Below are 22,515 nucleotides of genomic sequence, written 5' to 3'. Positions count from 1 at the left end.
GTTCAACGCCAGACGCTCAAACGTCAATCGCCGCGGCCGACCCCGCCTGCTTGCGCAACTCAAATTTTTGAATCTTGCCCGTGCTGGTTTTGGGCAACTCGCCAAACACCACAGCACGCGGCACCTTGAAGCCCGCCAGGTGTTGCTTGCAGTGCGCCACGATGTCTTGGGCGGTGACCTGGGCATCGGCTTTGAGCTCCACAAAGGCACAAGGCGTCTCGCCCCAGCGCGCATCGGGCTTGGCCACCACGGCGGCGGCCAGCACCGCGGGGTGGCGGTAAAGCACGTCTTCGACCTCGATCGATGAGATGTTCTCGCCGCCCGAGATGATGATGTCTTTGCTGCGGTCTTTGATCTTGAAGTAGCCGTCCGGGTACTGCACCGCCAAGTCACCACTGTGGAACCAACCGCCCGCAAAAGCCTCTTGCGTGGCCTTGGGGTTCTTCAGGTAGCCCTTCATGGTGATGTTGCCCTTGAACATGATCTCGCCCATGGTCTCGCCGTCTTGCGGCACAGGCTGCATGGTTTCAGGGTTGAGCACCCGCACATCGCGCTGCAGGTGGTAGCGCACGCCCTGACGGGCGTTCAGCCGGGCCCGATCGCCAATGTCCAGGGCATCCCACTCGGGGTGTTTGGGGCACACGGTGGCGGGGCCATAGACCTCGGTCAGGCCGTACACATGGGTCAAATCAAAACCCATCTGCTCCATGCCCTCGATCATCGAGGCCGGCGGCGCAGCGCCCGCCACCATGGCCTGGATGCCTGCGGGCACGCCCGCTTTCATCGCAGCTGGGGCGTTCACCAGCAGGCCGTGCACGATGGGCGCGCCGCAATAATGCGTGACGCCATGGTCGCGCATGGCGTCGAACATGGCCTGCGCATCGACTTTGCGCAGGCACACGTTCACGCCCGCACGCGCCGCCACCGTCCACGGAAAGCACCAGCCGTTGCAGTGGAACATGGGCAGCGTCCACAAATAGACCGCGTGCTTGGGCATGTCCCATTCCAGAATGTTGGAAATCGCATTGGTGGCTGCGCCCCGGTGGTGGTAGACCACGCCCTTGGGGTTGCCGGTGGTGCCACTGGTGTAGTTCAGCGCAATCGCGTCCCATTCGTTGGCCGGCAGGCTCCAGGCAAAGTTGGCATCGCCGCTGGCCACAAAGGCCTCATAAGTCAGCGTGCCCAGCTTGACGGTGGGGCCGGTGTACAGCGCGTCCTCCACGTCGATCACCAGCATGGGCCGTGGGGACTGGCGCAGCGCCAGGGCTTTTTTCATCACCCCCGCAAACTCCGGGTCCACGATCACCGCTTTGGCCTCGCCGTGGTCGAGCATGAAGGCCACCGTCTCCGGGTCGAGTCGGGTGTTCAGGGCGTTGAGCACAGCGCCCGCCATGGGAATGCCAAAGTGCGCCTCCACCATGGGCGGCGTGTTGGGCAGCATCACCGCCACCGTGTCGTTTTTGCCAATGCCCGCCTGCGCCAGCGCACTGGCCAGTTGGCAGCAGCGCCGGTAGGTGTCGGCCCAGTTTTGGCGCAAGTCACCGTGCACGATGGCCAAGCGCTGAGGATAGACCTCAGCCGTGCGCTCGATGAAGCTCAAGGGCGACATCGGGGCGTGGTTGGCGGGGGTCTGGGGCAAGTCTTGGTCAAAGATACTGGTCATGGGGGTCTCCTGGCTTATTGCTTTCATTTTAGGCAATGCGCTCGCAATGCCGGGCATGGCGTCATCGCGAGGACGGGCATGGCGTCATCGCGAGGACGGGCATGGCGTCATCGCAATGACGGGAATGATGTCATCGCGAGGCACGAAGCGATCCACAGCGGTCCACAAACGCATGGATTGCCGCGCTGCGCTCACAATGACGGGAATGACGTCATCGCGAGGACGGGAATGGCGTCATGACGGGCATGGCGCAGCTCACAATGACGGGAATCGCGTCATCGCGAGGCACGAAGCGATCCACAGTGGTCCACAAACGCATGGATTGCCGCGCTGCGCTCGCAATGACGGGCATGGCGTCATCGCGAGGACGGGAATGGCGTCATGACGGGAATGGCGCAACTCGCAATGACGGGCATGGCGTCATCGCGAGGCACGAAGCGATCCACAGTGGTCCACAAACGCATGGATTGCCGCGCTGCGCTCGCAATGACGGAGTGGTCCACAAACGCATGGATTGCCGCGCTTTGCTCGCAATGACATCTTGGGTGCCGCGCATGCGGTGATACTGCAAGACTCAAGCCTGCCCGAACATCGGCGAAAATATCTTATGGCCATCCCCCAGTCTTTCATTCAGGACTTGCTGTCCCGCGTCGACGTGGTCGACATCGTGGGCAAGTACGTGCAGCTCAAGAAAGGCGGTGCCAACTTCATGGGCCTGTGCCCTTTTCATGGCGAAAAGTCACCCAGCTTCAGCGTCAGCCCGACCAAGCAGTTTTTCCACTGCTTTGGCTGCGGCAAGAATGGCAACGCCATTGGCTTTTTGATGGAGCACGCGGGCATGAGCTTCATTGAGGCCGTGAAAGACCTGGCCCAACAAACCGGCATGGTGGTGCCCGAAGAACAGCTGTCGCCCGAAGACCGCGCCAAAGCGGCTGCCCAAAAAGCCAAGCAAGACAGCCTGAGCGATGTGCTGGAAAAAGCCGGTGAGGCTTACCGCGAGCAGCTCAAGATCTCGCCGCACGCCATCGACTACCTCAAGGGCCGAGGCCTGTCGGGTCAGATCGCCAAGCGCTTTGGCCTGGGCTATGCGCCCGAAGGCTGGCGCAATCTGGCCAGCATCTTTCCCAAATACGACGACCCGCTGTTGGCCGAGTCGGGCTTGGTCATCGTCAACGAAGAAGACGAGAAACGCTACGACCGCTTTCGCGACCGCATCATGTTCCCGATCCGCAACATCAAGGGCGAGTGCATCGGCTTTGGCGGTCGAGTGATCGGCTCGGGCACCCCCAAATACCTGAACTCACCCGAGACCCCGGTGTTCCACAAAGGCCGCGAGTTGTACGGCCTGTACGAAGCCCGTGAGGCCCTGCACAGCGCGGGCTATGTGCTGGTGACCGAAGGCTACATGGACGTGGTGGCACTGGCCCAGCTGGGCTTTGCCAACGCCGTGGCCACGCTGGGCACGGCTTGCACGCCCGAGCATGTGCAAAAGCTGTTTCGCTTCACCGACTCGGTGGTCTTCAGCTTCGACGGCGACGGCGCTGGCCGCCGCGCCGCGCGCAAGGCGCTCGACGGTGCCCTGCCTTACGCCACCGATGTGCGCAGCATCAAGTTTTTGTTTTTGCCCGCAGAGCACGACCCCGACAGCTACGTGCGCGAATTTGGCCAAGAGGCTTTCGCGCAGCAAATCAAGCAAGCCATGCCGCTGTCGCGCTTTTTGATCGAAGCGGCCAGCGCCGACTGCGACCTGCAAAGCGCCGAAGGCCGGGCCCGCCTGTCCAGCCAAGCCCGCCCGCTGTGGCAGTTGCTGCCCGAAGGCGCGCTCAAGCAACAACTCTTGGCCGAATTGGCGCAGCTCATCCAACTGGAAACCGCAGGCCTGGAAAAACTCTGGGCCCAGCAAACGGCCAGCGAACAGCGCTTTGCGCCTGCTGGGCGGGGCCCGACTGCGGCGTCCATGCCCCCGCACACCGGCGCAGACTTCGGCCTTGCTGGCCCGCACGGCCAAGACAAGGCACACCATTTTGAGCCCCACTATGGCTCCCCTCCCGGCTGGACGGGCGACAGTGCGCTGGCCAACGCAGCACCGGCTTACGGCAGCGCCTACAACTCGGGAGCCAACCCGTGGCCAAGCAAAAACCCCAACTGGACACCGGGCAGCAAGTTTGGCAAAGGCAAGTTCAAACGCGAAGCCGTGCCCGAGTACACCGGCCCGCGCACCGTGCCCGCCAGCCGGGCCGACCACGCGGCGCGATTGCTGCTGGGCAACATGGCGCTGTGGGAGACGCTGGCCGGTGAAGACCACGCCCTGCTGTGCGCTTTGCCTGCACCGCATGGCAGTTTGTTCGCATGGCTTGAGTCGCAGTTCCATGAGCACGGTGCCTTGGGTGGCTCGGCTTTGCAGGCCGAGATGCAAGGCCAGGCCTTCGCAGACGAGGCCAGGCGCTGGATGGCCCAAGACCATTTGGGCATGACCCCGGGCAGCGAAGACGCCACCCCACCCGACCCGCTCGAAGCCCGGCAAGAGCTGCGCCGCTTGTTGCACTTGCTGATGATCGACCGCCTCAAGCAACTCGAAACCGAGGCCCTGGTCCAAGCCAGCAGCGGCCAAGACCCCGAAGCCCAGCAACGCTGGCGCAGCCTGCACGAACGCCGCAAAGCGTTGATGGCCGCCGAAGCCGCCCGCATGTCGGCAGATGCCTGAATAAGGGGCCGCAGGGTATCGATTGGGCTCGAGCACTGACCGCCAAGCGCGCCTTATTTGTCGAGCAATTGGTTGAGCTTGTCGGCCTCAAAACAGCCAAGGTTGGCGGCCTTGCCCGGCATGGGCATTTGCTGCTGCGCACACAGCTGCTCCAAAGCCTTCCAGATCAAGGCCATTTGCGCCTCTTGACCGGCCGCGTTGTCGATCAGGCCGCGCAAGGCTTGGCTCACCGGGTCGTCGTCTTGGGTGATGCCGTAGGCGTTGAACTTGCGTTCGGTGCCCGACACATCGGCGCTTTCACCCTGTTTGGAGGGGATGATGCGCGCCGGAATCCCCACCGCCGTGGCCCCGGCAGGCACGGGCTTGATGACCACCGCATTGCTGCCGATCTTGGCCCCATCACCGACCTCAAAACCGCCCAACACCTTGGCCCCGGCACTGACCACCACATCGCGGCCCAGCGTGGGGTGGCGTTTGGCCCCTTTGTACAGCGAGGTACCGCCCAAAGTCACACCTTGGTAAATTGTGCAGCCATCGCCGATCTCGGCGGTCTCCCCCACCACCACGCCCATGGCATGGTCAAAAAACACCCGCTCACCGATCTTGGCACCGGGGTGGATCTCGATGCCCGTCAAGCCACGCGAGACGTGTGAGATGAAACGAGCCAGCCACTTGAAACCATGGTGCCAGCACCAGTGGGCCCTGCGGTGCAGCACCAAAGCGTGCAGCCCGGGATAGCAAGTCAGCACCTCCCAAGCGGTACGGGCTGCGGGGTCTCTGTCGAGAATGCACTGAATGTCGGAGCGAAGGCGTGAAAACATAAGATCAGAGTCTATCCCTTGGCTGGGTCGGCTTTGGCAGCGTTTTGGATCATGGCCTTGGCCACGCCGCGCAGGATGTGAATTTCTTCTGGGCTGAGCTCAGCCCGGTTGAACAGTTGGTTCAGACGGGGCATGAGCTTTTTGGGCGCAGCCGGGTCCAGAAAGCCCAGCTCGGTCAAGGCTTGTTCCCAGTGCTGGAGCATGCCCGCCACCTGCTGGGCATCGGCTTTGTCAGCAGGTGGCACCGCGTTGTGCACCGGGAAACCGCCCAAAGCCAAGCGCCAGTCATAGGCCAGCACCTGAATGGCCGAGCCCAGATTGAGCGAGCCAAACTGGGGGTTGGTGGGAATCGACAGCGCCACATGGCAGCGGTAGACGTCCTCGTTTTTCATGCCAAAGCGCTCCGAGCCAAACAAGAAGGCCACGCACTGCTCGGGGGCACCGGGCCGGGTCAACTCGGCAAAGTGCTCGCGCGGCGAGCGGGCGGGCGGGCCAAAGTCGCGCGGTGTCATGGCGGTGGCACACAAATGGGTCACACCGTTCAGCGCCTCGTCCAGCGTTGCCACCACGCGGGCCTTGGCCAGCACGTCGCCCGCCCCGCTGGCGCGCTGGATGCTTTCTTCTTTGCGCAGCACATTGGGCCAGCGCGGTGCCACCAGCACCAAGTCGTCAAAACCCATGACTTTCAGGGCTCGAGCGGCAGCGCCCACATTGCCGGCATGGCTGGTGTCTATCAAGATGAATCGCGTTTGCATGGCCCGATTGTCCACGCAAGAAACCTCAGAGCTCGGGTGCAGGCCTTCAAGCTTCATTTTGCTAAACTGGGCAAGTCCACCAGACTTGCAGGAAAACCCATGAACTTTGACCAACTGAAAGACTTGCCCAAAGCGGAAAGCTTGCTGGCCATGGAAATTTTGTGGCAGTCCTTGTCTCAAAACCCCACTGAAGACATGACCCCCCCATGGCATCAGCAGGTGCTTGCTGCACGATTGGAACGCCTGAAGTCAGGCCAGGAAAACTGTCTGCCTTGGGATCAGGCCAAAGAGCACTTGCGCACCCTCACCCGCCAAACCCCAAGCCACTGAGCCAGGCAAGCCATGAATGGCTGCGAGTCCATTGAGATCACGCAAGCGGCTCAAGACGACTTGCTGGCGGCTTACTGGTTTTACGAACACCAGCAAACTGGCATAGGCGCTTACTTTTTAAACAGCTTGTACGCTGACATTGACGCCTTGCAAATCAGTGCCGGTGTTCATATCAAAGTTCAACCCAGCGGCGCGTTTCGAAGCTTGGGTAGCCGCTTTCCCTTTGCCATTTACTATTTGCTCGAAGGCAAAAAAGCCACTGTAATGGCCGTGCTGGACACCCGGCGTTCACCAGAGTGGCTGCGTGAACGTCAAAGCTTATGACGCACCAGCGACGGTTTGTTTGTCTTTTCGTGAGAAAATGTACCTCTTGTCGCCGCGATCGTGCGTGCGTTACACCCGTTCTTCACACAATTCATGTCGTCCAATCTCCACCCCATGCTCAACGTGGCCATCAAGGCTGCACGCGCCGCTGGCGCCATCATCAACCGCGCCGCGCTTGACCTTGAGGCGGTTCGCATCTCGCAAAAACAGGTCAACGACTTCGTCACCGAAGTCGACCACGCCAGCGAAAAAGTCATCATCGAGGCCTTGCTGACCGCCTACCCCGACCACGGCATCTTGGCCGAAGAGTCGGGCCGCGATTTTGGCAACCCGCTGTCCGACCACATCTGGATCATCGACCCCCTGGACGGCACCACCAACTTCATCCACGGCTTTCCTGTTTACTGCGTGAGCATTGCGCTGCAGGTGCGCGGCAAGATCGAGCAAGCCGTCATTTACGACCCTACCCGCAACGACTTGTTCACCGCCACCAAAGGCCGGGGCGCCTTCATGAACGACCGCCGCCTGCGCGTGAGCAAGCGCATTCGGATGGAAGAGTGCATCATCTCCACGGGCTTTCCCTTCCGCAAGGGCGACAACTTCAACCAATACCTGCGCATGATGGGCGACGTGATGCAGCGCACCGCTGGCCTGCGCCGCCCAGGCGCTGCCGCGCTCGACCTGGCCTATGTGGCCGCAGGCTTTACCGACGGCTTCTTTGAAACCGGCTTGTCGCCTTGGGACGTGGCTGCGGGCTCGCTCTTGGTCACCGAAGCCGGTGGCCTGATCGGCAACTTCACCGGCGAGTCCGACTTTCTGGAACAAAAAGAATGCCTGGCCGGTGCACCGCGCATTTACGGCCAGCTGGTCAGCATCTTGGGGCGCTACAGCAAATTTGCCAGCGCTGGCGACAAAGCGGCCGTGCGCATGGCCGTTGACACCCTGAGCCGCGAACGCACTGCAGACACGCACAAACCAGACGCCGAAGACACGGCCACAGCGCTGCACGCCGACACCCGCACCGCGCACAAAGACGCGCCCTTTTGAAGCCAGCACAAAGCCTTTGAGCACCATGAAAAAAGCAGCTTGATGCGCTGCTTTTTTCATTCACAGCTCAGACAAACCGATCAATCAGCGCTTTGTTTGTTGTGCTCGGACGCCGAATCGGGTTCACCCTCATCGGGCTCAGCCTCATCGGGCGGCAGGCGCATGGCCAGCACCTTGTCGATGGCACGGCCGTCCATATCGACAATTTCCAGCGTCCAGCCTTCCCACACCACCGAGTCGGCAACCCTAGGCAAGGTGCCGGTCAAGAGCATGATCATGCCGCTCAGGGTGTGGTAGCGGCCCCGCTCTTCTTCGGGCACCTCTTCCAGACCTAAACGGTCTTTCAACTCGGGCACGGGAATGTGGCCGTCCAGCAGCCAGCTGCCGTCTTCACGCTGCACCGCCCACGAAGTCTCGGGATCGCGCGGCTGAAACTCACCCGTGATCGCCTCGATCAGGTCTTGCAGCGTGATGATGCCCTGCACCTCGCCGTACTCATCGATCACAAAAGCCATGTGCACATCGGACAAGCGGAAGTTGTCGAGCAACTCCATACCGGTGATGGTTTCGGGCACATACAAAGCGCTTTGCAAGGGCTGATCGCGCAGCGACTGCAATTGGCTGGGGTCTTTCAAAGCCCGTGCCAGCCACTGGCGGGCGTTGATCACGCCCAAAATGTTTTCAATGCCGTTTTGCACCACCGGGAAACGGGCGTGGTCAGAGTCCTCGATGTGCTGGAGGTTGACCTCAAACGGGTCGTCGATGTCCAAGGACACGATGTCGGCACGCGGCACCATGAGTGAGCCGATTTGCCGGTCGTCCAGTCGAAACACGTTGCGCACCATGGTGTGCTCATGCGACTCGATCACGCCAGCCGAAGTGCCTTCCACCAACATGGCGTGGATTTCTTCCTCGGTCACGGGCGTGCCCTTGGTCTCTTTCACCCCCATCAGGCGCAGCAAGGCGCGGGTGGAGGCCGACAACAAAATCACAAACGGTTTGGTGGCCAGCGCCAAAAAGTTGATGGGCCGGGCCACCAGGCGGGCAAAGGTCTCGGGGTAAGACTGACCGATGCGCTTGGGCACCAACTCGCCCACCACAATCGAAAAATAAGTGATGGTCAAAACCACGATGCCGGTGGCCCCAAAGCTGGCGTATGACTCGGGCACGCCCAAGGACACCAGCCACAAAGCCATGGGGGCGGCCAAAGCGGCCTCGCCCACGATGCCGTTCAAAACACCGATGGAGGTGATGCCAATCTGGATGGTGGACAAAAATCGCGTGGGGTCTTCGCCCAGCTTGACCGCGGCTGCTGCGCCGCTGTCGCCCTCATCGATGAGCTTTTGAAGCCGGGTTTTGCGGGCCGTGACCAAGGCAATCTCGGACATGGCAAACACCCCGTTCAGGCAGATGAGGGCAAAAAGTATCGCTATTTCCATACAAGGGGCTCGCCTGAGCCCTGAAAGTTGACAGACTTACATTGTAAGCAAATGCAATTCAGTCCCCGAAAGACCTTCACGGCCACCTGGCAGCATCACTTCATAAAGTTGGACCAGGCCCCGATGTTGTGAACCGGCGCAAAGCCCTTCTTTTTGAGCAGCAGTTTGGCCATGCCGCTGCGGGTGCCACTGGCGCAGCCCACCACCACCGTCGCATTGCGCGGAATTTCAGCCAAGCGGGCACCCAATTCCTGCAAGGGGATATTCACCGTGCCGGGCGCATTGGCGTTGGCAAATTCGGCCACCGAGCGCACATCCAGCAGTGTCGCGCCTTGCTGCTTCAAGGCAGGCAGCAGGGCCACCACACGCCGGGCGTTCCACCATTTGTAGCCCAACCAAAGGGCCAAGACCAACAAGGGCCAGTAGTTTTTCAGGAATTCCATGGGTTCAAATCTTCATGCATCACGTCAAGGGCAGCCATGGTACCCCGCGCCGAATAAAATCAGTGCTGCCCCACCACCGCACCCTGCCCCGGTGACCCCTTGCCGAGTCGGCCCAGCCCTTGATGCCAAACGACACCTCTCTTGCCCCCAGCCCCGCTGACTACGCTGGCCACACGCCCATGATGGTTCAGTACCTGGGCATCAAGGCGGAATTCCCAGACACGCTGGTGTTCTACCGCATGGGCGACTTTTACGAGCTGTTTTTTGGCGACGCCGAAAAAGCCGCTGGCCTGCTCGACATCACCTTGACGCGGCGCGGCCAGTCGGCCGGGCAGCCGGTGCTGATGGCGGGCGTGCCTTTTCATTCGATGGAAACTTACCTGGCCCGCTTGATCAAGCTGGGCGAGTCGGTGGCCATTTGCGAGCAAGTGGGCGATGTGGCCACGTCCAAAGGCCCGGTGGAGCGCAAAGTGGTGCGTGTGGTCACACCCGGCACCCTGACCGACAGCGAGCTGCTGTCCGACAAGAGCGAAGCGATTTTGCTGGCCGTGCACCAAGCGGGCAAAAACCGCTGCGGCCTGGCGTGGCTGAGCGTCACCCAAGGCGTGGTGCACCTGGCCGAATGCGCGCAAGATGAATTGGCCGACTGGATCGACCGCATCGGCCCCAGCGAACTGCTGGCCAGCGCGGGCGTGACACCCAGCTTTGAGCAAAAACTGCGCGGCCTGAAAACCACAGGGCGTGGGGCCTGGTCCTTCGCTGTACGGCCTGACTTTCAGTTTGACGCCGGCCTGGGTCAGCGCAAGCTGCTGGAGCAACTGCAAGCCGCCTCATTGGCCGCCTGGAGCGCCGACACGCTGGCCGACGCGCATGCCGCCGCCGCCGCGCTGCTGACCTACGCCGAACACACCCAAGGCCGCAGCCTGCCGCATGTGCAGCGGGTGCAGGTGCAGCGCTCAGACACGCTCATTGACCTGCCCGCCAGCACCCGCCGCAACCTGGAGCTGACCCAAACCCTGCGCGGCGAGAGCGCTGCCGATGCACCCACGCTGTTTGCGCTGCTCGACAGCTGCATGACCGGCATGGGCAGCCGCTTGCTCAAAAGCTGGCTGCTCAGCCCGCCACGAGACCGGCAAGTGGCGCAGCAACGCCTGCAAGCCCAAGCCGTGTTGCGTGGCGACAGCGGTACTGGCGCGTGGAGCGGCCTGCGCGAACAACTCAAAGGCGCAAGCGATGTGGAACGCATCACCGCCCGCACCGCGCTGCGACAGGTGCGCCCGCGCGAACTGGTGGCCCTGCGCCATGCGCTGGCGCGTGCAGCTGCGCTGTCGGAGCAACTTCAAGCCCTGAACACCGAACCCGGCAGCTTGCTGGCGGGCATGGCCCGCTGGCTGACACCGCCAGCGCACTGCGCCGAGCTGCTGCACATGGCCCTGCTCGAAGAGCCCGCCGCGCTGGTGCGCGACGGCGGCATCATTGCCGACGGTCTGGACGCCGAGCTGGACGAGCTGCGCGACATACAGACGAATTGCGATGCGTTTTTGCTCGACCTGGAAACCCGCGAAAAAGAGCGCACCGGCATTGCCAACCTGCGCGTGCAATTCAACAAGGTGCACGGCTTTTACATCGAGGTCACGCAAGGCCAGCTCGACAAAGTGCCGGACGACTACCGCCGCCGCCAGACCCTGAAAAACGCCGAACGCTTCATCACGCCCGAACTCAAGACCTTTGAAGACAAAGCCCTGTCGGCCCAAGAACGCGCCTTGGCCCGCGAGAAGTGGCTCTACGAAGGCCTGCTCGACCAACTGCAGCCCTTTGTGCCCGCGCTCAGCGCTTTGGCCCAAGCCATGGCCAGCCTGGACGCGCTGTGCGCCCTGACCGAGCGCGCGCTGACCCTGAACTGGTGCGCGCCCGAATTCACCAAAGAGCCCTGCATCGAGATTCGCCAAGGCCGCCACCCGGTGGTCGAGGCGCGCTTGGCCCAAGGCTATTCGAGGGGTGCCACAGGCGGCACGGGCGCCAGCTTCATCGCCAACGACACGGTGCTGGGCCCCAAGCAGCGCCTGCAAATCATCACCGGCCCCAACATGGGCGGCAAATCGACCTACATGCGCCAGGTGGCCCTGATCGTGCTGTTGGCCAGCATCGGCAGCCATGTGCCCGCCAGCCGCTGCCGCTTAGGCCCCATCGATGCCATCCACACCCGCATCGGCGCGGCCGACGACCTGGCCAATGCCCAATCGACCTTCATGCTGGAGATGACCGAAGCCGCGCAAATCTTGCACAGCGCCACGCCGCACAGCCTGGTGCTGATGGACGAGATCGGGCGCGGTACCTCGACCTTTGACGGCCTGGCTCTCGCCAGCGGCATCGCCACGCACCTGCACAACAAAACCCAGGCCTTTGCGCTGTTTGCCACGCACTACTTCGAGCTGACCGAGTTCCCGGCCACGCACACCGCGGCCGTCAACATGCATGTGAGTGCGGCCGAGTCCGGCGCGTCCATCGTGTTTTTGCACGAGCTGCAACCCGGTCCCGCCAGCAAAAGCTACGGCGTGCAAGTGGCGCGGCTGGCGGGCATGCCAGCGGCCGTGCTCCACCACGCACGCCATGCGCTCAGCGCCCTGGAAGCCGGTGCCACTGAAAGCCGCCAGCAAGTCGACCTGTTTGCCGCGCCACCCGAGACCGAAGCCACAGGCCCCAGCCCGATCGAAGTGGCCTTGGCCCAAATCAAGCCCGACGCCTTGAGCCCCCGCGAGGCGCTCGATGCCCTGTATGCTTTGCAGCGTCTTTTGCCCAAAAGTTGAATCCATGACTTACTGCGTTGCCGTCAAAACCCGCGCCGGTTTGGTGTTCTTGTCCGACTCGCGCACCAACGCGGGCCTGGACCAAATCAGCACCTTTCGCAAAATGATCGTCTACGAAAAAGCGGGCGACCGTTTCATGACGCTGTTGTCAGCGGGCAACCTGAGCGTCTCGCAGTCGGTGCGCGAGGTGCTGCAAATTGAAAAATTGGTCGAACCCGGTCTGGACGAACCGCTCACCATCTGGAACGCCAAGAGCATGTTCGACGCCACCCGCGTGCTGGGCGCGGCGGTGCGCCGCGTGTACGAGCGCGACGCCGCAGCGCTGCGCGCCTCGGGTGTGGAGTTCAATGTGTCCATGATTTTTGGCGGTCAGATTGGCGGCGAGGGCATGCGCTTGTTTCAGGTGTATTCGCCCGGCAACTTCATCGAAGCCACCGACGAAACACCCTACTTTCAGATTGGCGAATCCAAATACGGCAAGCCCGTTTTGGACCGCGTCATCACCCCCAACACCCCTTTGGACGAAGCCGCCAAATGCGCCCTGGTGTCGATGGACTCGACCCTCAAATCCAACCTGTCGGTGGGCCTGCCGCTGGACATGGTGGTCTACCAAGTGGGCCGCTTGCAGACCGACCGCATCATGTGCATCGACGAGCACAACCCTTACTTCAAAATGCTGCGCACGAGCTGGGGCGACAAGCTGCGCCAAATGTTCGACAGCATCGAAGACCCCATGTGGCACGGCGGCGCGACCGACATCCCGCTGATGGTGCCGCCCACGCGCAATGCCGCGCTCAAGAAAATCACCACGCCTGAAGAGAAGCTGATCTGATGGCGCAGGACCCTTCATGGGCCGGGTCCACAGATCGCGGTCTGAGACCGCTCCTACACAACGCACCGCGCCATGGAATGTCCCTTGTAGGATCGGTCTCTGAGCGTCATGGCACGCCCAATGTGCGGGCGGTCTCTGAGCGTTCCTACACACCCCCCCATGTTGTGGCCGGCTCTGACCGTCATGGCATGCCCTTTGTAGGAGCGGTCTCTGACCGCGAAGCGTCCATCGCCCACCGCGAAGCGTCCATCGCCCACCGAGAAGCGTCCATCTCCGACCGCGCTGCCACCCATTTGCCGATGCACAAACCATAACCTCGCCCCGCCATGAAACCTCGCATCATCTTCTCGCACGGCAACAGCTTTCCGGCCAGCACCTACCGTGTGCTGTTCGACAGCCTGCGCCAGCGCGGCTTTGTCGTCGACGCCATCGAAAAATTCGGCCACGACCCGCAATACCCCGTCACCAACAACTGGCCCCACTTGGTGCAGCAACTGGCCGACTTTGCGCGTGACAAGCAACACCAGCACAGCACAGCCCACCCCGGCACAACCCGCCCCATGGATCGCTTCGTCCCTCGCGATGACGGCTTCTTCGTCAATCACACGGACAACGCCCCCTTCAATCACACGAACAGCCCCCCCGCCAACTTCGCAGACAACCCCCCCGCCAACCTCGCAGACAACTCCCCCGTCACTGCGAGCGCAGCGCGGCAGTCCATGCACGCGGACAACGCCCCCTTCAATCACACGGACAACTCCCCCGCCAACTTCGCAGGCAGCCCCCCCGCCATCCTCGCAGACAACTCCCACGTCACTGCGAGCGCAGCGTGGCAGTCCATGCATGTTTCACCGCAGGATCAAGACAGAGCGGACGAACCCGCCTTTTTGGTCGGTCACTCACTGGGCGGCATTTTGAGCCTCATGTGCGCTGCCCGCCACCCCGAGCTGGTGCGCGGCGTCTTGTTGATCGACTCGCCCGTGCTCGGCGGCTGGCGTGCCACCACCTTGGGCCTGGCCAAGCGCACCGCTTTGGTGGGCGCGCTGTCACCCGGTCGCATCAGCCAAAAACGTCGCCACCATTGGCCTGATGCCGAATCTGCGCTGGAGAGTTTTCAGCAAAAAAAATCGTTTGCCCGCTGGGACCCGCAGGTCTTGCGCGACTACATCGCGCACGGCACCCACGACGAAGGTGGCCAGCGTGTTTTGAGTTTTGACCGTGACATCGAAACCGCGATCTACAACAGCCTGCCGCACAAACTCGACAGCCTGCTCAAGCGGCACCCTCTCAAATGTCCGGTGGCCTTTATTGGTGGCACGCAGTCGGCCGAAATGCGCCAAGCCGGGACCGACCTGACCCACCAAGTCGTCAAAGGCCGGGTGATGATGCTGGACGGCTCGCACCTCTTCCCTATGGAAAAACCCTTGGCCACCGCCGCCGCCATCGAGGCCAGCCTGCGCAACATGGGGGCCTGACCTCTTTGGGGGCTCAAGCCGCCCAGTTGACCACGCCCAGGTAACTGGTGCCCAAAATCACCAAGCCAAAAACGATGCGGTACCAAGCGAACACAACAAAACTGTGGTCGGCCACAAAGCGCAGCAGCCACTTCACACACACCCAGGCCGACAGGTAAGACATCACCAAACCCACCGTAAACAGCGGGATGTCGGCCGTGGTCAAAAGCGCGTGGTTTTTGTACAGGTCATAGGCCGCTGCGCCAAACAACATGGGGATGGCCAAGAAGAAACTGAACTCGGTGGCCGCCTTGCGGTTAAAGCCCAGCCACATCGCACCGATGATGGTCGCGCCCGAGCGGCTCACACCCGGCACCAAAGCAGCGCACTGAATCAAGCCCACCTTCAAAGCATCGGTCCAGCGCACCGCGTCCACCTCTTGGATGGGGCTGACCGCGCCCAAGCGCTGCAAACGCTCGACCCACAAAATCACCAAGCCGCCCGAAATAAACCCAAAGGCCACGACCATGGGCGAGAACAACACGCCCTTGATCACGTCGATGAACAAAAAACCGGCCAGCGCCGCCGGAAAAAACCCAATCAACACATTCGCCGTGAAGCGCCGCGCCTGCGGCTGCGTGGGCAAGCCCACCACGGTTTGCCACAAACGCTGGGCATACAGCGACACGATGGCCAAGATGGCCCCGGTCTGAATCACCACCTCAAACAGCTTGACCTTCTCACCGTGCCAGCCGAGCAAAGACGCTGTCAAAATCAAATGCCCCGTCGAAGACACCGGCAAAAACTCGGTCAAGCCCTCGACCACGCCCATCACGGCGGCTTTCAGCAACAACATCAGATCCACAAGCGTTCCTCGAAAAAACTGGGTGGATTATCGTCGCTGAACGGGTGGTGACGGCTCACCCCCATCGGTGCAAATGCTCGCCAGAACCTGGCGCATCGGCACCTCAAGGCCCTGTCAGCCTGGCCGCTCACGACCACCCAACGCCGTTCACGCTGCGCCAGTGCAGTTCGTCGCAAGCCCGTTGATCCCGCCTGATGCAGCTGCCACAGTGCAGCCACCAAAAGAAGTCAGGAGGAAAACTGTGCAACTCACACCCACCATCGCCGTCCACATGAGCTTGGCGCTGAGCGCCGTCGCCATCGGCCCTTGGGTCCTCTGGGCCCGCATGGGCGCCATCACCCGCCCCCAACTGCACCGCGCCTTGGGCTATGCCTGGGTCACCTGCATGCTGGGGGCCGCGCTCACGGGCTTGTTCATCCGCGACTTCAGGCTGCCCAACCTCTGGGGCTACACCCCCATCCATTGGCTCATTCCGCTGACCGTGTTCAGCCTTTACCGGGCCTTCCGGTTTTTGGCGGCGGGCAACATCACCGGCCACCGCAAAACCATGCAACAGCTGTATTTCTGGGCCTGCATCGTCACGGGCAGCTTCACCCTGCTGCCCGGGCGCTTTTTGGGCCAATTGGTATGGGGCCAATGGCTGGGTTGGATCTGAATCACCAAAACATCGACATGCAAACACTTCAACACATCCCCCTCTGGGTTCTCTTTCTATTCATCGGCTTGGTCACGCTGGGTTGGCTCCAAACCCGTACCCGGCAAGTGCACAAGAGGCAACTGCTGGGCGCGAAAGTCGCGCTGACCGTTGTGACCTTGATCAGCGTGGTGCAACTTTGGTGGCCCACACCTTGGTTGGCCATCGCCCTGATCAGTTGGGCACTCACAGGCCTGTTCGTGAGCTGGGCCTTGAGCCAAAGCGCCGCGCCCGCTGGGGCCAGCTACAACCCCGCTACCCAGCGCTTCACCTTGCCCGGCAGTGGGTGGCCACTGGCCTTGTTCATGGCCATCTTTGCCTGCAAATTTGTCGTGGGCACGCTCAGCGCCATCGCGCCAGAAACCCTGCGCAGCGTGCAAGCGGCCATAGGCATCAGCGCCTTGTATGGGCTGTTGTCCGGCATCGTCATCGCTCGGGTTTGGCGTTTTTTGAAACTGCAATGAAAGAAACCACATGACCACCCTTCTCAAAACTTTCACCCGCCTGGCTTGCACCTTCAGCTTGCTGGCCGCCAGCGCCAGCCAGGCCCAAGTCACCTCTGTGGGCATGCGCCAAATCCAGTCAAGCGGCATGACCATCACCTTGGTCTACCCCACTGCGGCAGCGGCCCAAGACGTCACTTACGGTGCATTCACGGTCCAAGTGGCCAGCAACGCTGCGCCTTTGCCGACAGATTCAACAGCGGCATCGGGCAAACGGTCGCTGATTGTCTTGTCGCACGGCACCGCAGGCAGCGCCCTGCCCGAACACACCCTGGCCGCCACACTGGCCCGCGCCGGGTTTGTGGTGGCCCAGCCCGAGCACCGGGGCGACAACTGGCAAGACTTCAGCAAAGCAGGCCCAAAGAGCTGGAAAACCCGCCCGCAAGACGTGATCGAGACCATCGACGCCGTGGCGCGTGACCCTGCACTGGCAGCGTTGGTGGACACCCGCCGCGTGGGCGTGCACGGCATGTCGGCAGGCGGCGTGACCGGCTTGGTGCTGGCCGGGGCGCAGTGGCGCCTGCTCGATTTGGCAATGCACTGCGCGCAAAACCTGGACGAAGACATCGGTTTTTGCCTGAACGGCTTGGTCGGAAAAACAGGGGGACAACTGCTGCGCAAAACCCAGTTCTTCATGGCACGGGTATTGACAGAAAGCAACGCCCCCGACAACTTGAAAGTGGTGTACGGCGGCAAAAGCAGTGCCCAGGCAACTGGCCAAGGCCATGACCCGCGCCCCGACCCGCGTGTGTCCGCCGTCAGCCTGGCCGTGCCGGTTGGTGTGATCTTTACCCCCGAAAGCCTGGCGCGCATCCGCATCCCCGTGGCCTTGAGCACATCGGGCGATGACGGCGTGCTGCTGCCCCGCTTTCACAGCCAGCATGTGCTGAAACACTGCACAAGCTGCACCAACCTGTCAGACCACCCGCAAGCGGGCCACTTTGACTGGCTCTCGCCCTGGCCTGTGAGCCTGGCCCAAACCGTGGCCGCCACCCAAATGCGCGGTGGCCTGCCCAACCCCGCATTCACCGACGCAGACCGCCAAAAAGCCTTCGACCAGATCGCGTTATTCTTCAAACAAAAGCTCTCTCAGCCATGAACACAAACACCCTCCTTGCCTGGCTCCCGCCCCATCACCGTCGCCCCTTGCTGCAGCGCTTGCTGATCGTGTGGGGCGTGGCTTTGTTGATCGGCTTGAGCACCTGGAATGGCAACATGGCCAAAGGACACCCCAGCACCTTGGATGTGTCGCTGGTTTATGCCTACGCCATCTCCACCTTCATTTGGCTGCTGACCGATGTGCCGCGCTTTGTATTCAAACGCCTGCTGCGCTCACCCGCGCCCTATTACTGGCCGCCTGCGCTGCCCGCCACGCTCATGCTCTTGGTGGGCATTCCACTGGGCTTTTTGCTGGGCAGACTGTTGGGCGATGCGTATTCGGGCAAGTCCACTTGGGATTTACTTGAACACAACCAAAACCGCTTTTTGGGCCTGATGGTCACCTCCATCGCCATCAGCGTTGCCTTCGTCGCCTATTTCAGCCAACGCGGCAAAGCCGAATCGCTGGCCAACGAGGTGACTCAGGCGCAGCTCATGCTGCTGCAGTCGCAGCTCGAACCCCACATGCTGTTCAACACGCTGGCGCATTTGCGGGCGCTGATCGGGCAAGACACCGCGCGAGCCCACGCCATGCTCGACCACTTGAACGACTATTTGCGCACCACGCTGCAGGCCACGCGACTGCCCGTGCACCAAGCGCTGCACCCGCTGGGCGACGAGTTCTCTCGATTGGGCGACTACCTGAGCCTGATGGCGATCCGCATGGGGCCACGCATGGCGTTTGATCTGAACTTGCCCCCCGCCTTGGCCACAGCGCCCGTGCCGCGTTTCATCCTGCAGCCGCTGGTGGAAAACGCCATCCGCCACGGCCTGGAGCCCCAGGTCAGCGGTGGCCGCATCGAAGTACAGGCCCGCGCTGAGGGTGCGCAGCTGCTGCTGACGGTGCGAGACAACGGCTTGGGCATCAGCGAACTGGCGCTGGCCGAATCGGCCCGGCCTTTGACCCCGGCCACCGACCGCACCAACACATCCTGGGGCCTCACCCATGTGCGCCAGCGCCTGCACACCTTGTATGGCCCACGCGCTGGCATTCGCATCACCCCCATGGCCACCGGCGGCACCTGCGTGGTGCTGACATTGCCATTCAACAACCCTCATGAGAAAGCATGAAATGCGGCGCCCCACTGCGTATGCTTTTTGTGGGAGCCCACCCCTGTGGGCGATGGGCGTGGCACACGCCCTGAAAACCATCGCCCATAGGGTGGGCTCCTACGAAGACAAAATAGCCACCGCATGAACACCCCCGCCACCGCCCTGATTGCCGAAGACGAGCCGCTGCTGGCCCAAACCCTGCAAAACGAACTGCAGGCCCTGTGGCCCGCGCTGCGCGTGCTGGCCACGGCGGGCGACGGCCTGAGCGCCGTGGCCCTGGCGCTGCAACACCGCCCCGATGTGCTGTTTTTTGACATCCGCATGCCGGGCCAAAGCGGGTTAGAGGCTGTGGCCGAGCTGGCCGAGGAGTGGCCCGAGCAGCAGGCCTTTCCGCTGCTGGTGTTTGTAACGGCCTACGACCAATACGCCATCCAGGCCTTTGAAGCGCAGGCGGTGGACTACGTGCTCAAACCCGTGCGCGCCGAGCGGCTGGTGCAGACCGTGACGCGGCTGCAACATGCCCTGCAGCAACGCCCCCAGCACAGCGCTGCACCGGGCCTCTTGCACGGCCTGCAAGAAGGCCCGGTGCTGGCGCAACTGCGCGCCCTGCTCAGTCTGCGCATCGAAACCACCCACCCCCATCACCCAGAGCCCGACTTGCCCCCGCTGCAACTGCTGCAAGCGAGCGTGGGCAAAACGCTGCGCATGGTGCCCGTGGCCGACGTGCTGCGCTTAGAAGCTGCCGACAAATACGTGCGCGTGTTCACCACCGACGGCACAGAAGTGCTGCTGCGCACCCCGCTCAAAGAACTCATGCAACGGCTCGATGCGCAAGTGTTCTGGCAAATCCACCGCGGCTGCGTGGTGCGCGCCAGCGCCATCGAGAGCGTCACCCGCGACGACATGGGCCGCTTGAGCCTGCGCCTCAAAAACCACAACGAAGCCTTGAGCGTCAGCCGCCTGTATGCGCATTTGTTCCGGGCGATGTGAGCGCATGCAAGCGCATGCAATCGAATGAAAGCGGGGCGAGCTGAGCGGGGTGAATACGAAGTGTTGAATAATTCAACAGCCTTCAGCCACCATTTGCCAACACAGCCCCATGAAACACGCCCCACTGTCTCTTGCCTTGTCTCGCCAACGCCTCACCCGTCGCCATGCCTTGTGGCTGCTGGGTGCCAGCGTGTCGGCCACCAGCTTGAGCGCCATGCAAGGCTGTGCCCAATCGCCCATCACGGGTGAACGCATCTTGGTCGGCATGTCCGAGGGCCAAGAGCGTGCCATCGATGCGCAACAGGCGCCGCACCAATTTTCTGAAGACCTTGGGGCCATCCAAGACCCGGCGGTGAACCGCTACGTCAGCGAACTCGGGCGCGAGCTGCACACCCGCTCGCACCGCCCCGACATGCCCTACAACTACCGGGTGCTGAACGCCAATTACGTCAATGCCTACACCTTCCCCGCAGGTGCCATGGGCGTGACACGCGGCATTTTGGTGGCCATGAAGGACGAAGCCGAACTCGCCGCGCTGCTGGGTCACGAAATTGGCCACGTCACCGCACGCCACTCTGCGCAGCGCAGCGGCCAAGGCTTGTTGGCCAACGTGGCCTTGATGGGCGTGGCCTTGACGGCCAACGAACAATGGGGCAACTTGGCCATGGTGGGTGGGCAAATTGGCGCCAGCGCGCTGCTGGCCTCGTATTCGCGCGACAACGAGCGAGAGGCCGATGCCTTGGGCCAAGCCTACATGGTGCGCAGCGGCTACCCCGCCAGCGGCATGGTGCGCTTGCACCAACTGCTGCTCGACGAAGAAAAGCAAGCCCCCAGCCTCTTGCAAACCATGTTCAGCTCGCACCCCATGAGCGCCGAGCGCGTGGCCACCGCCGGGCGGCTGGCCAGCACGCAATACGCCAACACGAAAAGCCTGCCCACCCGACGCGAACGCTTCATGGACAGCACCGCCAGCGTGCGCCGCATCCAACCCACCATCGAAGCCTGCCAACGCGGCGAAACCGCGATGAGCCGCAAACAACTGCCCCAAGCCCAAGCGGCGTTTGCCCAAGCCATCAAAGCCACGCCCAGAGACTACGCCGCCCACGTGCGCATGGCCCAATGCCTACAAGCCATGGGCAAACCCCAAGAGGCCCGTGCTTATGCACAAACTGGCCAAAGCATTTACCCGCAAGAGGCGCAAGCGCAGAAAATCTCGGGCGTGTTGGCCTTGCAGCTCAAGCAACCCCAACAGGCCTACGAAGACCTGACCCGCTTTGAGCAAACGCTACCGGGTGACCCCGGCATCACTTTTTTGCGCGGTATTGCGCTGGAAGGCAGCGGCAACCGGCAAGACGCTGCGGTTTTGTACCGCCGATTTTTACAAGCCAACAAGCAAGGGCAGGCCGCGCAATACGCCGCCAACCGTTTGCAAGCTTGGGGCGTCCGATAAAAGCCCCAGTGCCTGATCCATCTCTGCAAAAAACCGCCCGCTTCGGCGCCTTCGCCATCGCCGCAGTGTGGCTGGCGGTCGCCGGGGTGCTGTATTTGGTGTTTGAGCGCATCGAGCAAAACCGCCAAGCCAGCCTCAAGCCCTATGCGCTGAGCTCGGGTGACTTGGTGATTCCGCGCCAGCGCGACGGGCATTTTCATGTCGAGGGCGAAGTCAACCGGCAGCCCGTGCGCTTTTTGGTGGACACCGGGGCCAGCCATGTCAGCGTGAGCCAAGCGCTGGCCACGCAAGCCGGACTGCCTGCAGGCCAAAGCATCACCTTGCACACCGCCAACGGCCAGCGCCCCGGCCAACTGGTGCGCAACGTGCCCGTGCGGGCGGGCCACCTGGTGCTCAACGACACCAGCGTCACTGTGGGCCTGAGCGGCATGCCGCCCGAACAAGCGCTGCTGGGTCAGGCCTTTTTGAGGCACTTCGACGTGGAGATCCGGCGCGACGAGATGGTGCTGCGCAAGCGCCCTTGAACCTTCAACCCAACCCAGCCAATTGCGGCGGTCGTCCAGCGTCCATGCGCAGCAAAATAAAACCAAAAATGAAAATTTAGTGATTTATTTTTAACCTAAAATCCCCCCTTCCTCAGGCATTCCTTCCCATGAAAAAGCTCCTTCTCATCTCTTTGACCACCTTGACCCTGAGCGCCTGCGTGCAAGAAGGCTCGCGCACCCTGCCCATCCAAAAAGTCGAATCGGCTGCACGCCCATACTCTGGCGTGCGCGTGCCCGTATCGGTGGGCCAATTTGACAACCGCTCGTCCTTCATGCGCGGTGTCTTCTCCAATAACGAAGACCGCATGGGCAGCCAAGCGCAAACCATCTTGGTCACCCACCTGCAGCAATCGCAGCGCTTTGGCGTGCTCGACCGCTCGGCCATGACCGAAATCAAACAAGAAGCCGCCCTCAAAAAACAAAACCAAAACCTCAAAGGGGCCGACTATGTGGTCACCGGTGACGTGACCGAATTTGGCCGCAAAGACGTGGGCGACCGCCAGCTGTTTGGCATCCTGGGCCGGGGCAAGACCCAAGTGGCCTACGCCAAAGTCAACCTCAACATCGTCAACACCCTCACCTCTGAAGTGGTGTACTCATCCCAAGGCGCTGGCGAATACAGCCTGTCCGAGCGCGAA

At 62.1% G+C, this 22,515-nt stretch carries 21 protein-coding genes and 2 pseudogenes; 17 read left to right on the top strand and 6 right to left on the bottom strand.

Features of this window, described 5'->3' with window-relative positions:
* Nucleotides 1-16: 16 nt before the first annotated feature.
* Nucleotides 17-1,663, bottom strand: coding sequence for an acyl-CoA synthetase (locus tag ACIQ39_RS03455; RefSeq protein ID WP_396433219.1), 1,647 nt, complete (start codon nt 1,661-1,663; stop codon nt 17-19).
* A gap of 607 nt (nt 1,664-2,270) precedes the next feature.
* Between ACIQ39_RS03455 and dnaG the strand changes: the two genes are divergently transcribed.
* Entirely contained in the window at nt 2,271-4,367 is a 2,097-nt protein-coding gene (dnaG, locus tag ACIQ39_RS03450) for a DNA primase (protein ID WP_396433218.1), read from the top strand.
* Between the two features lie 53 nt (nt 4,368-4,420).
* Here the strand turns inward: dnaG and cysE are convergent, their stop codons facing one another.
* Together cysE and ACIQ39_RS03440 are read right to left on the bottom strand one after the other, a co-directional pair.
* On the bottom strand, nt 4,421-5,188 hold the full coding sequence (cysE, locus tag ACIQ39_RS03445; RefSeq protein WP_396433217.1) for a serine O-acetyltransferase: 768 nt from the start codon (nt 5,186-5,188) through the stop codon (nt 4,421-4,423).
* Between the two features lie 11 nt (nt 5,189-5,199).
* Nucleotides 5,200-5,943 (bottom strand): RNA methyltransferase, encoded by a 744-nt coding sequence (locus ACIQ39_RS03440; protein ID WP_396433216.1) that lies wholly within the window; start codon nt 5,941-5,943, stop codon nt 5,200-5,202.
* A gap of 99 nt (nt 5,944-6,042) precedes the next feature.
* On the opposite strand from ACIQ39_RS03440, the gene ACIQ39_RS03435 reads away from it, so the two are divergent.
* The 3 genes from ACIQ39_RS03435 to ACIQ39_RS03425 all read left to right on the top strand — a co-directional run bounded on the left by ACIQ39_RS03435 (nt 6,043) and on the right by ACIQ39_RS03425 (nt 7,644).
* A complete protein-coding gene (locus ACIQ39_RS03435) occupies nt 6,043-6,273 on the top strand; it encodes an addiction module protein (protein WP_396433215.1) in 231 nt (76 codons plus the stop codon).
* A 12-nt stretch (nt 6,274-6,285) separates the two neighbouring features.
* On the top strand, nt 6,286-6,597 hold the full coding sequence (locus ACIQ39_RS03430) for a hypothetical protein (protein ID WP_396433214.1): 312 nt from the start codon (nt 6,286-6,288) through the stop codon (nt 6,595-6,597).
* Between the two features lie 93 nt (nt 6,598-6,690).
* Nucleotides 6,691-7,644: an inositol monophosphatase family protein gene (locus tag ACIQ39_RS03425; RefSeq protein WP_396433213.1), complete on the top strand. Its 954-nt coding sequence runs from the start codon at nt 6,691-6,693 to the stop codon at nt 7,642-7,644.
* A gap of 80 nt (nt 7,645-7,724) precedes the next feature.
* Here the strand turns inward: ACIQ39_RS03425 and ACIQ39_RS03420 are convergent, their stop codons facing one another.
* Both ACIQ39_RS03420 and ACIQ39_RS03415 read right to left on the bottom strand, forming a co-directional pair.
* Nucleotides 7,725-9,083, bottom strand: a complete 1,359-nt coding sequence (locus ACIQ39_RS03420) for a hemolysin family protein (RefSeq protein WP_396433212.1) — start codon at nt 9,081-9,083, stop codon at nt 7,725-7,727.
* Nucleotides 9,084-9,178: 95 nt separating this feature from the next.
* The gene (locus ACIQ39_RS03415) at nt 9,179-9,526 is read right to left on the bottom strand and encodes a rhodanese-like domain-containing protein (RefSeq protein ID WP_396433211.1); all 348 of its coding nucleotides are present in this window, start codon (nt 9,524-9,526) and stop codon (nt 9,179-9,181) included.
* 122 nt (nt 9,527-9,648) lie between these two features.
* On the opposite strand from ACIQ39_RS03415, the gene mutS reads away from it, so the two are divergent.
* From mutS to ACIQ39_RS03390, 5 genes and pseudogenes are all read left to right on the top strand, one after another.
* The gene (gene mutS, locus ACIQ39_RS03410; RefSeq protein ID WP_396433210.1) at nt 9,649-12,333 is read left to right on the top strand and encodes a DNA mismatch repair protein MutS; all 2,685 of its coding nucleotides are present in this window, start codon (nt 9,649-9,651) and stop codon (nt 12,331-12,333) included.
* 4 nt (nt 12,334-12,337) lie between these two features.
* Nucleotides 12,338-13,165 carry a peptidase gene (locus tag ACIQ39_RS03405; RefSeq protein ID WP_396433209.1) on the top strand — a complete coding sequence of 276 codons (828 nt, stop codon included), beginning with the start codon at nt 12,338-12,340 and terminating at the stop codon, nt 13,163-13,165.
* A gap of 77 nt (nt 13,166-13,242) precedes the next feature.
* Nucleotides 13,243-13,479: a hypothetical protein gene (locus tag ACIQ39_RS03400; protein ID WP_396433208.1), complete on the top strand. Its 237-nt coding sequence runs from the start codon at nt 13,243-13,245 to the stop codon at nt 13,477-13,479.
* Between the two features lie 12 nt (nt 13,480-13,491).
* Nucleotides 13,492-13,677 (top strand): annotated as a pseudogene (locus ACIQ39_RS03395) (alpha/beta hydrolase); the annotation flags it as partial.
* 351 nt (nt 13,678-14,028) lie between these two features.
* Nucleotides 14,029-14,640 (top strand): annotated as a pseudogene (locus tag ACIQ39_RS03390) (alpha/beta fold hydrolase); the annotation flags it as partial.
* Between the two features lie 13 nt (nt 14,641-14,653).
* Here the strand turns inward: ACIQ39_RS03390 and ACIQ39_RS03385 are convergent.
* Nucleotides 14,654-15,484, bottom strand: coding sequence for an undecaprenyl-diphosphate phosphatase (locus tag ACIQ39_RS03385; RefSeq protein ID WP_396433207.1), 831 nt, complete (start codon nt 15,482-15,484; stop codon nt 14,654-14,656).
* A gap of 241 nt (nt 15,485-15,725) precedes the next feature.
* Between ACIQ39_RS03385 and ACIQ39_RS03380 the strand changes: the two genes are divergently transcribed.
* The 8 genes from ACIQ39_RS03380 to ACIQ39_RS03345 all read left to right on the top strand — a co-directional run.
* The gene (locus ACIQ39_RS03380; protein WP_396433206.1) at nt 15,726-16,139 is read left to right on the top strand and encodes a DUF2306 domain-containing protein; all 414 of its coding nucleotides are present in this window, start codon (nt 15,726-15,728) and stop codon (nt 16,137-16,139) included.
* Between the two features lie 17 nt (nt 16,140-16,156).
* Nucleotides 16,157-16,642 carry a DUF6622 family protein gene (locus ACIQ39_RS03375; protein ID WP_396433205.1) on the top strand — a complete coding sequence of 162 codons (486 nt, stop codon included), beginning with the start codon at nt 16,157-16,159 and terminating at the stop codon, nt 16,640-16,642.
* A 10-nt stretch (nt 16,643-16,652) separates the two neighbouring features.
* Nucleotides 16,653-17,780 carry an alpha/beta hydrolase family protein gene (locus ACIQ39_RS03370; protein WP_396433204.1) on the top strand — a complete coding sequence of 376 codons (1,128 nt, stop codon included), beginning with the start codon at nt 16,653-16,655 and terminating at the stop codon, nt 17,778-17,780.
* On the top strand, nt 17,777-18,910 hold the full coding sequence (locus ACIQ39_RS03365) for a sensor histidine kinase (RefSeq protein ID WP_396433203.1): 1,134 nt from the start codon (nt 17,777-17,779) through the stop codon (nt 18,908-18,910). The genes ACIQ39_RS03370 and ACIQ39_RS03365 overlap by 4 nt, the downstream gene beginning before the upstream one ends.
* 123 nt (nt 18,911-19,033) lie before the next feature.
* Nucleotides 19,034-19,882, top strand: a complete 849-nt coding sequence (locus ACIQ39_RS03360; protein WP_396433202.1) for a LytR/AlgR family response regulator transcription factor — start codon at nt 19,034-19,036, stop codon at nt 19,880-19,882.
* A gap of 109 nt (nt 19,883-19,991) precedes the next feature.
* A complete protein-coding gene (locus ACIQ39_RS03355) occupies nt 19,992-21,332 on the top strand; it encodes a M48 family metalloprotease (RefSeq protein ID WP_396433201.1) in 1,341 nt (446 codons plus the stop codon).
* Nucleotides 21,333-21,340: 8 nt separating this feature from the next.
* Nucleotides 21,341-21,856, top strand: coding sequence for a TIGR02281 family clan AA aspartic protease (locus ACIQ39_RS03350; RefSeq protein ID WP_396433200.1), 516 nt, complete (start codon nt 21,341-21,343; stop codon nt 21,854-21,856).
* Nucleotides 21,857-21,984: 128 nt separating this feature from the next.
* The coding region (locus ACIQ39_RS03345) for a CsgG/HfaB family protein (protein WP_396433199.1) at nt 21,985-22,515 on the top strand (531 nt) is incomplete at its 3' end.

The organism is Limnohabitans sp., from assembly GCF_044361645.1.
Taxonomy (GTDB): domain Bacteria; phylum Pseudomonadota; class Gammaproteobacteria; order Burkholderiales; family Burkholderiaceae_C; genus Limnohabitans_A.
The sequence above is the reverse complement of the archived record's forward strand: the minus strand, read 5'-3'. Positions and strand labels throughout refer to the sequence as shown.

Coding starts and splice junctions, on each gene's coding strand:
- ACIQ39_RS03455 (WP_396433219.1), bottom strand. CDS start 1,663: ATGACCAGTATCTTTGACCAAGACTTGCCCCAGACCCCCGCCAACCAC.
- dnaG (WP_396433218.1), top strand. CDS start 2,271: ATGGCCATCCCCCAGTCTTTCATTCAGGACTTGCTGTCCCGCGTCGAC.
- cysE (WP_396433217.1), bottom strand. CDS start 5,188: ATGTTTTCACGCCTTCGCTCCGACATTCAGTGCATTCTCGACAGAGAC.
- ACIQ39_RS03440 (WP_396433216.1), bottom strand. CDS start 5,943: ATGCAAACGCGATTCATCTTGATAGACACCAGCCATGCCGGCAATGTG.
- ACIQ39_RS03435 (WP_396433215.1), top strand. CDS start 6,043: ATGAACTTTGACCAACTGAAAGACTTGCCCAAAGCGGAAAGCTTGCTG.
- ACIQ39_RS03430 (WP_396433214.1), top strand. CDS start 6,286: ATGAATGGCTGCGAGTCCATTGAGATCACGCAAGCGGCTCAAGACGAC.
- ACIQ39_RS03425 (WP_396433213.1), top strand. CDS start 6,691: ATGTCGTCCAATCTCCACCCCATGCTCAACGTGGCCATCAAGGCTGCA.
- ACIQ39_RS03420 (WP_396433212.1), bottom strand. CDS start 9,083: ATGGAAATAGCGATACTTTTTGCCCTCATCTGCCTGAACGGGGTGTTT.
- ACIQ39_RS03415 (WP_396433211.1), bottom strand. CDS start 9,526: ATGGAATTCCTGAAAAACTACTGGCCCTTGTTGGTCTTGGCCCTTTGG.
- mutS (WP_396433210.1), top strand. CDS start 9,649: ATGCCAAACGACACCTCTCTTGCCCCCAGCCCCGCTGACTACGCTGGC.
- ACIQ39_RS03405 (WP_396433209.1), top strand. CDS start 12,338: ATGACTTACTGCGTTGCCGTCAAAACCCGCGCCGGTTTGGTGTTCTTG.
- ACIQ39_RS03400 (WP_396433208.1), top strand. CDS start 13,243: ATGTCCCTTGTAGGATCGGTCTCTGAGCGTCATGGCACGCCCAATGTG.
- ACIQ39_RS03375 (WP_396433205.1), top strand. CDS start 16,157: ATGCAAACACTTCAACACATCCCCCTCTGGGTTCTCTTTCTATTCATC.
- ACIQ39_RS03370 (WP_396433204.1), top strand. CDS start 16,653: ATGACCACCCTTCTCAAAACTTTCACCCGCCTGGCTTGCACCTTCAGC.
- ACIQ39_RS03365 (WP_396433203.1), top strand. CDS start 17,777: ATGAACACAAACACCCTCCTTGCCTGGCTCCCGCCCCATCACCGTCGC.
- ACIQ39_RS03360 (WP_396433202.1), top strand. CDS start 19,034: ATGAACACCCCCGCCACCGCCCTGATTGCCGAAGACGAGCCGCTGCTG.
- ACIQ39_RS03355 (WP_396433201.1), top strand. CDS start 19,992: ATGAAACACGCCCCACTGTCTCTTGCCTTGTCTCGCCAACGCCTCACC.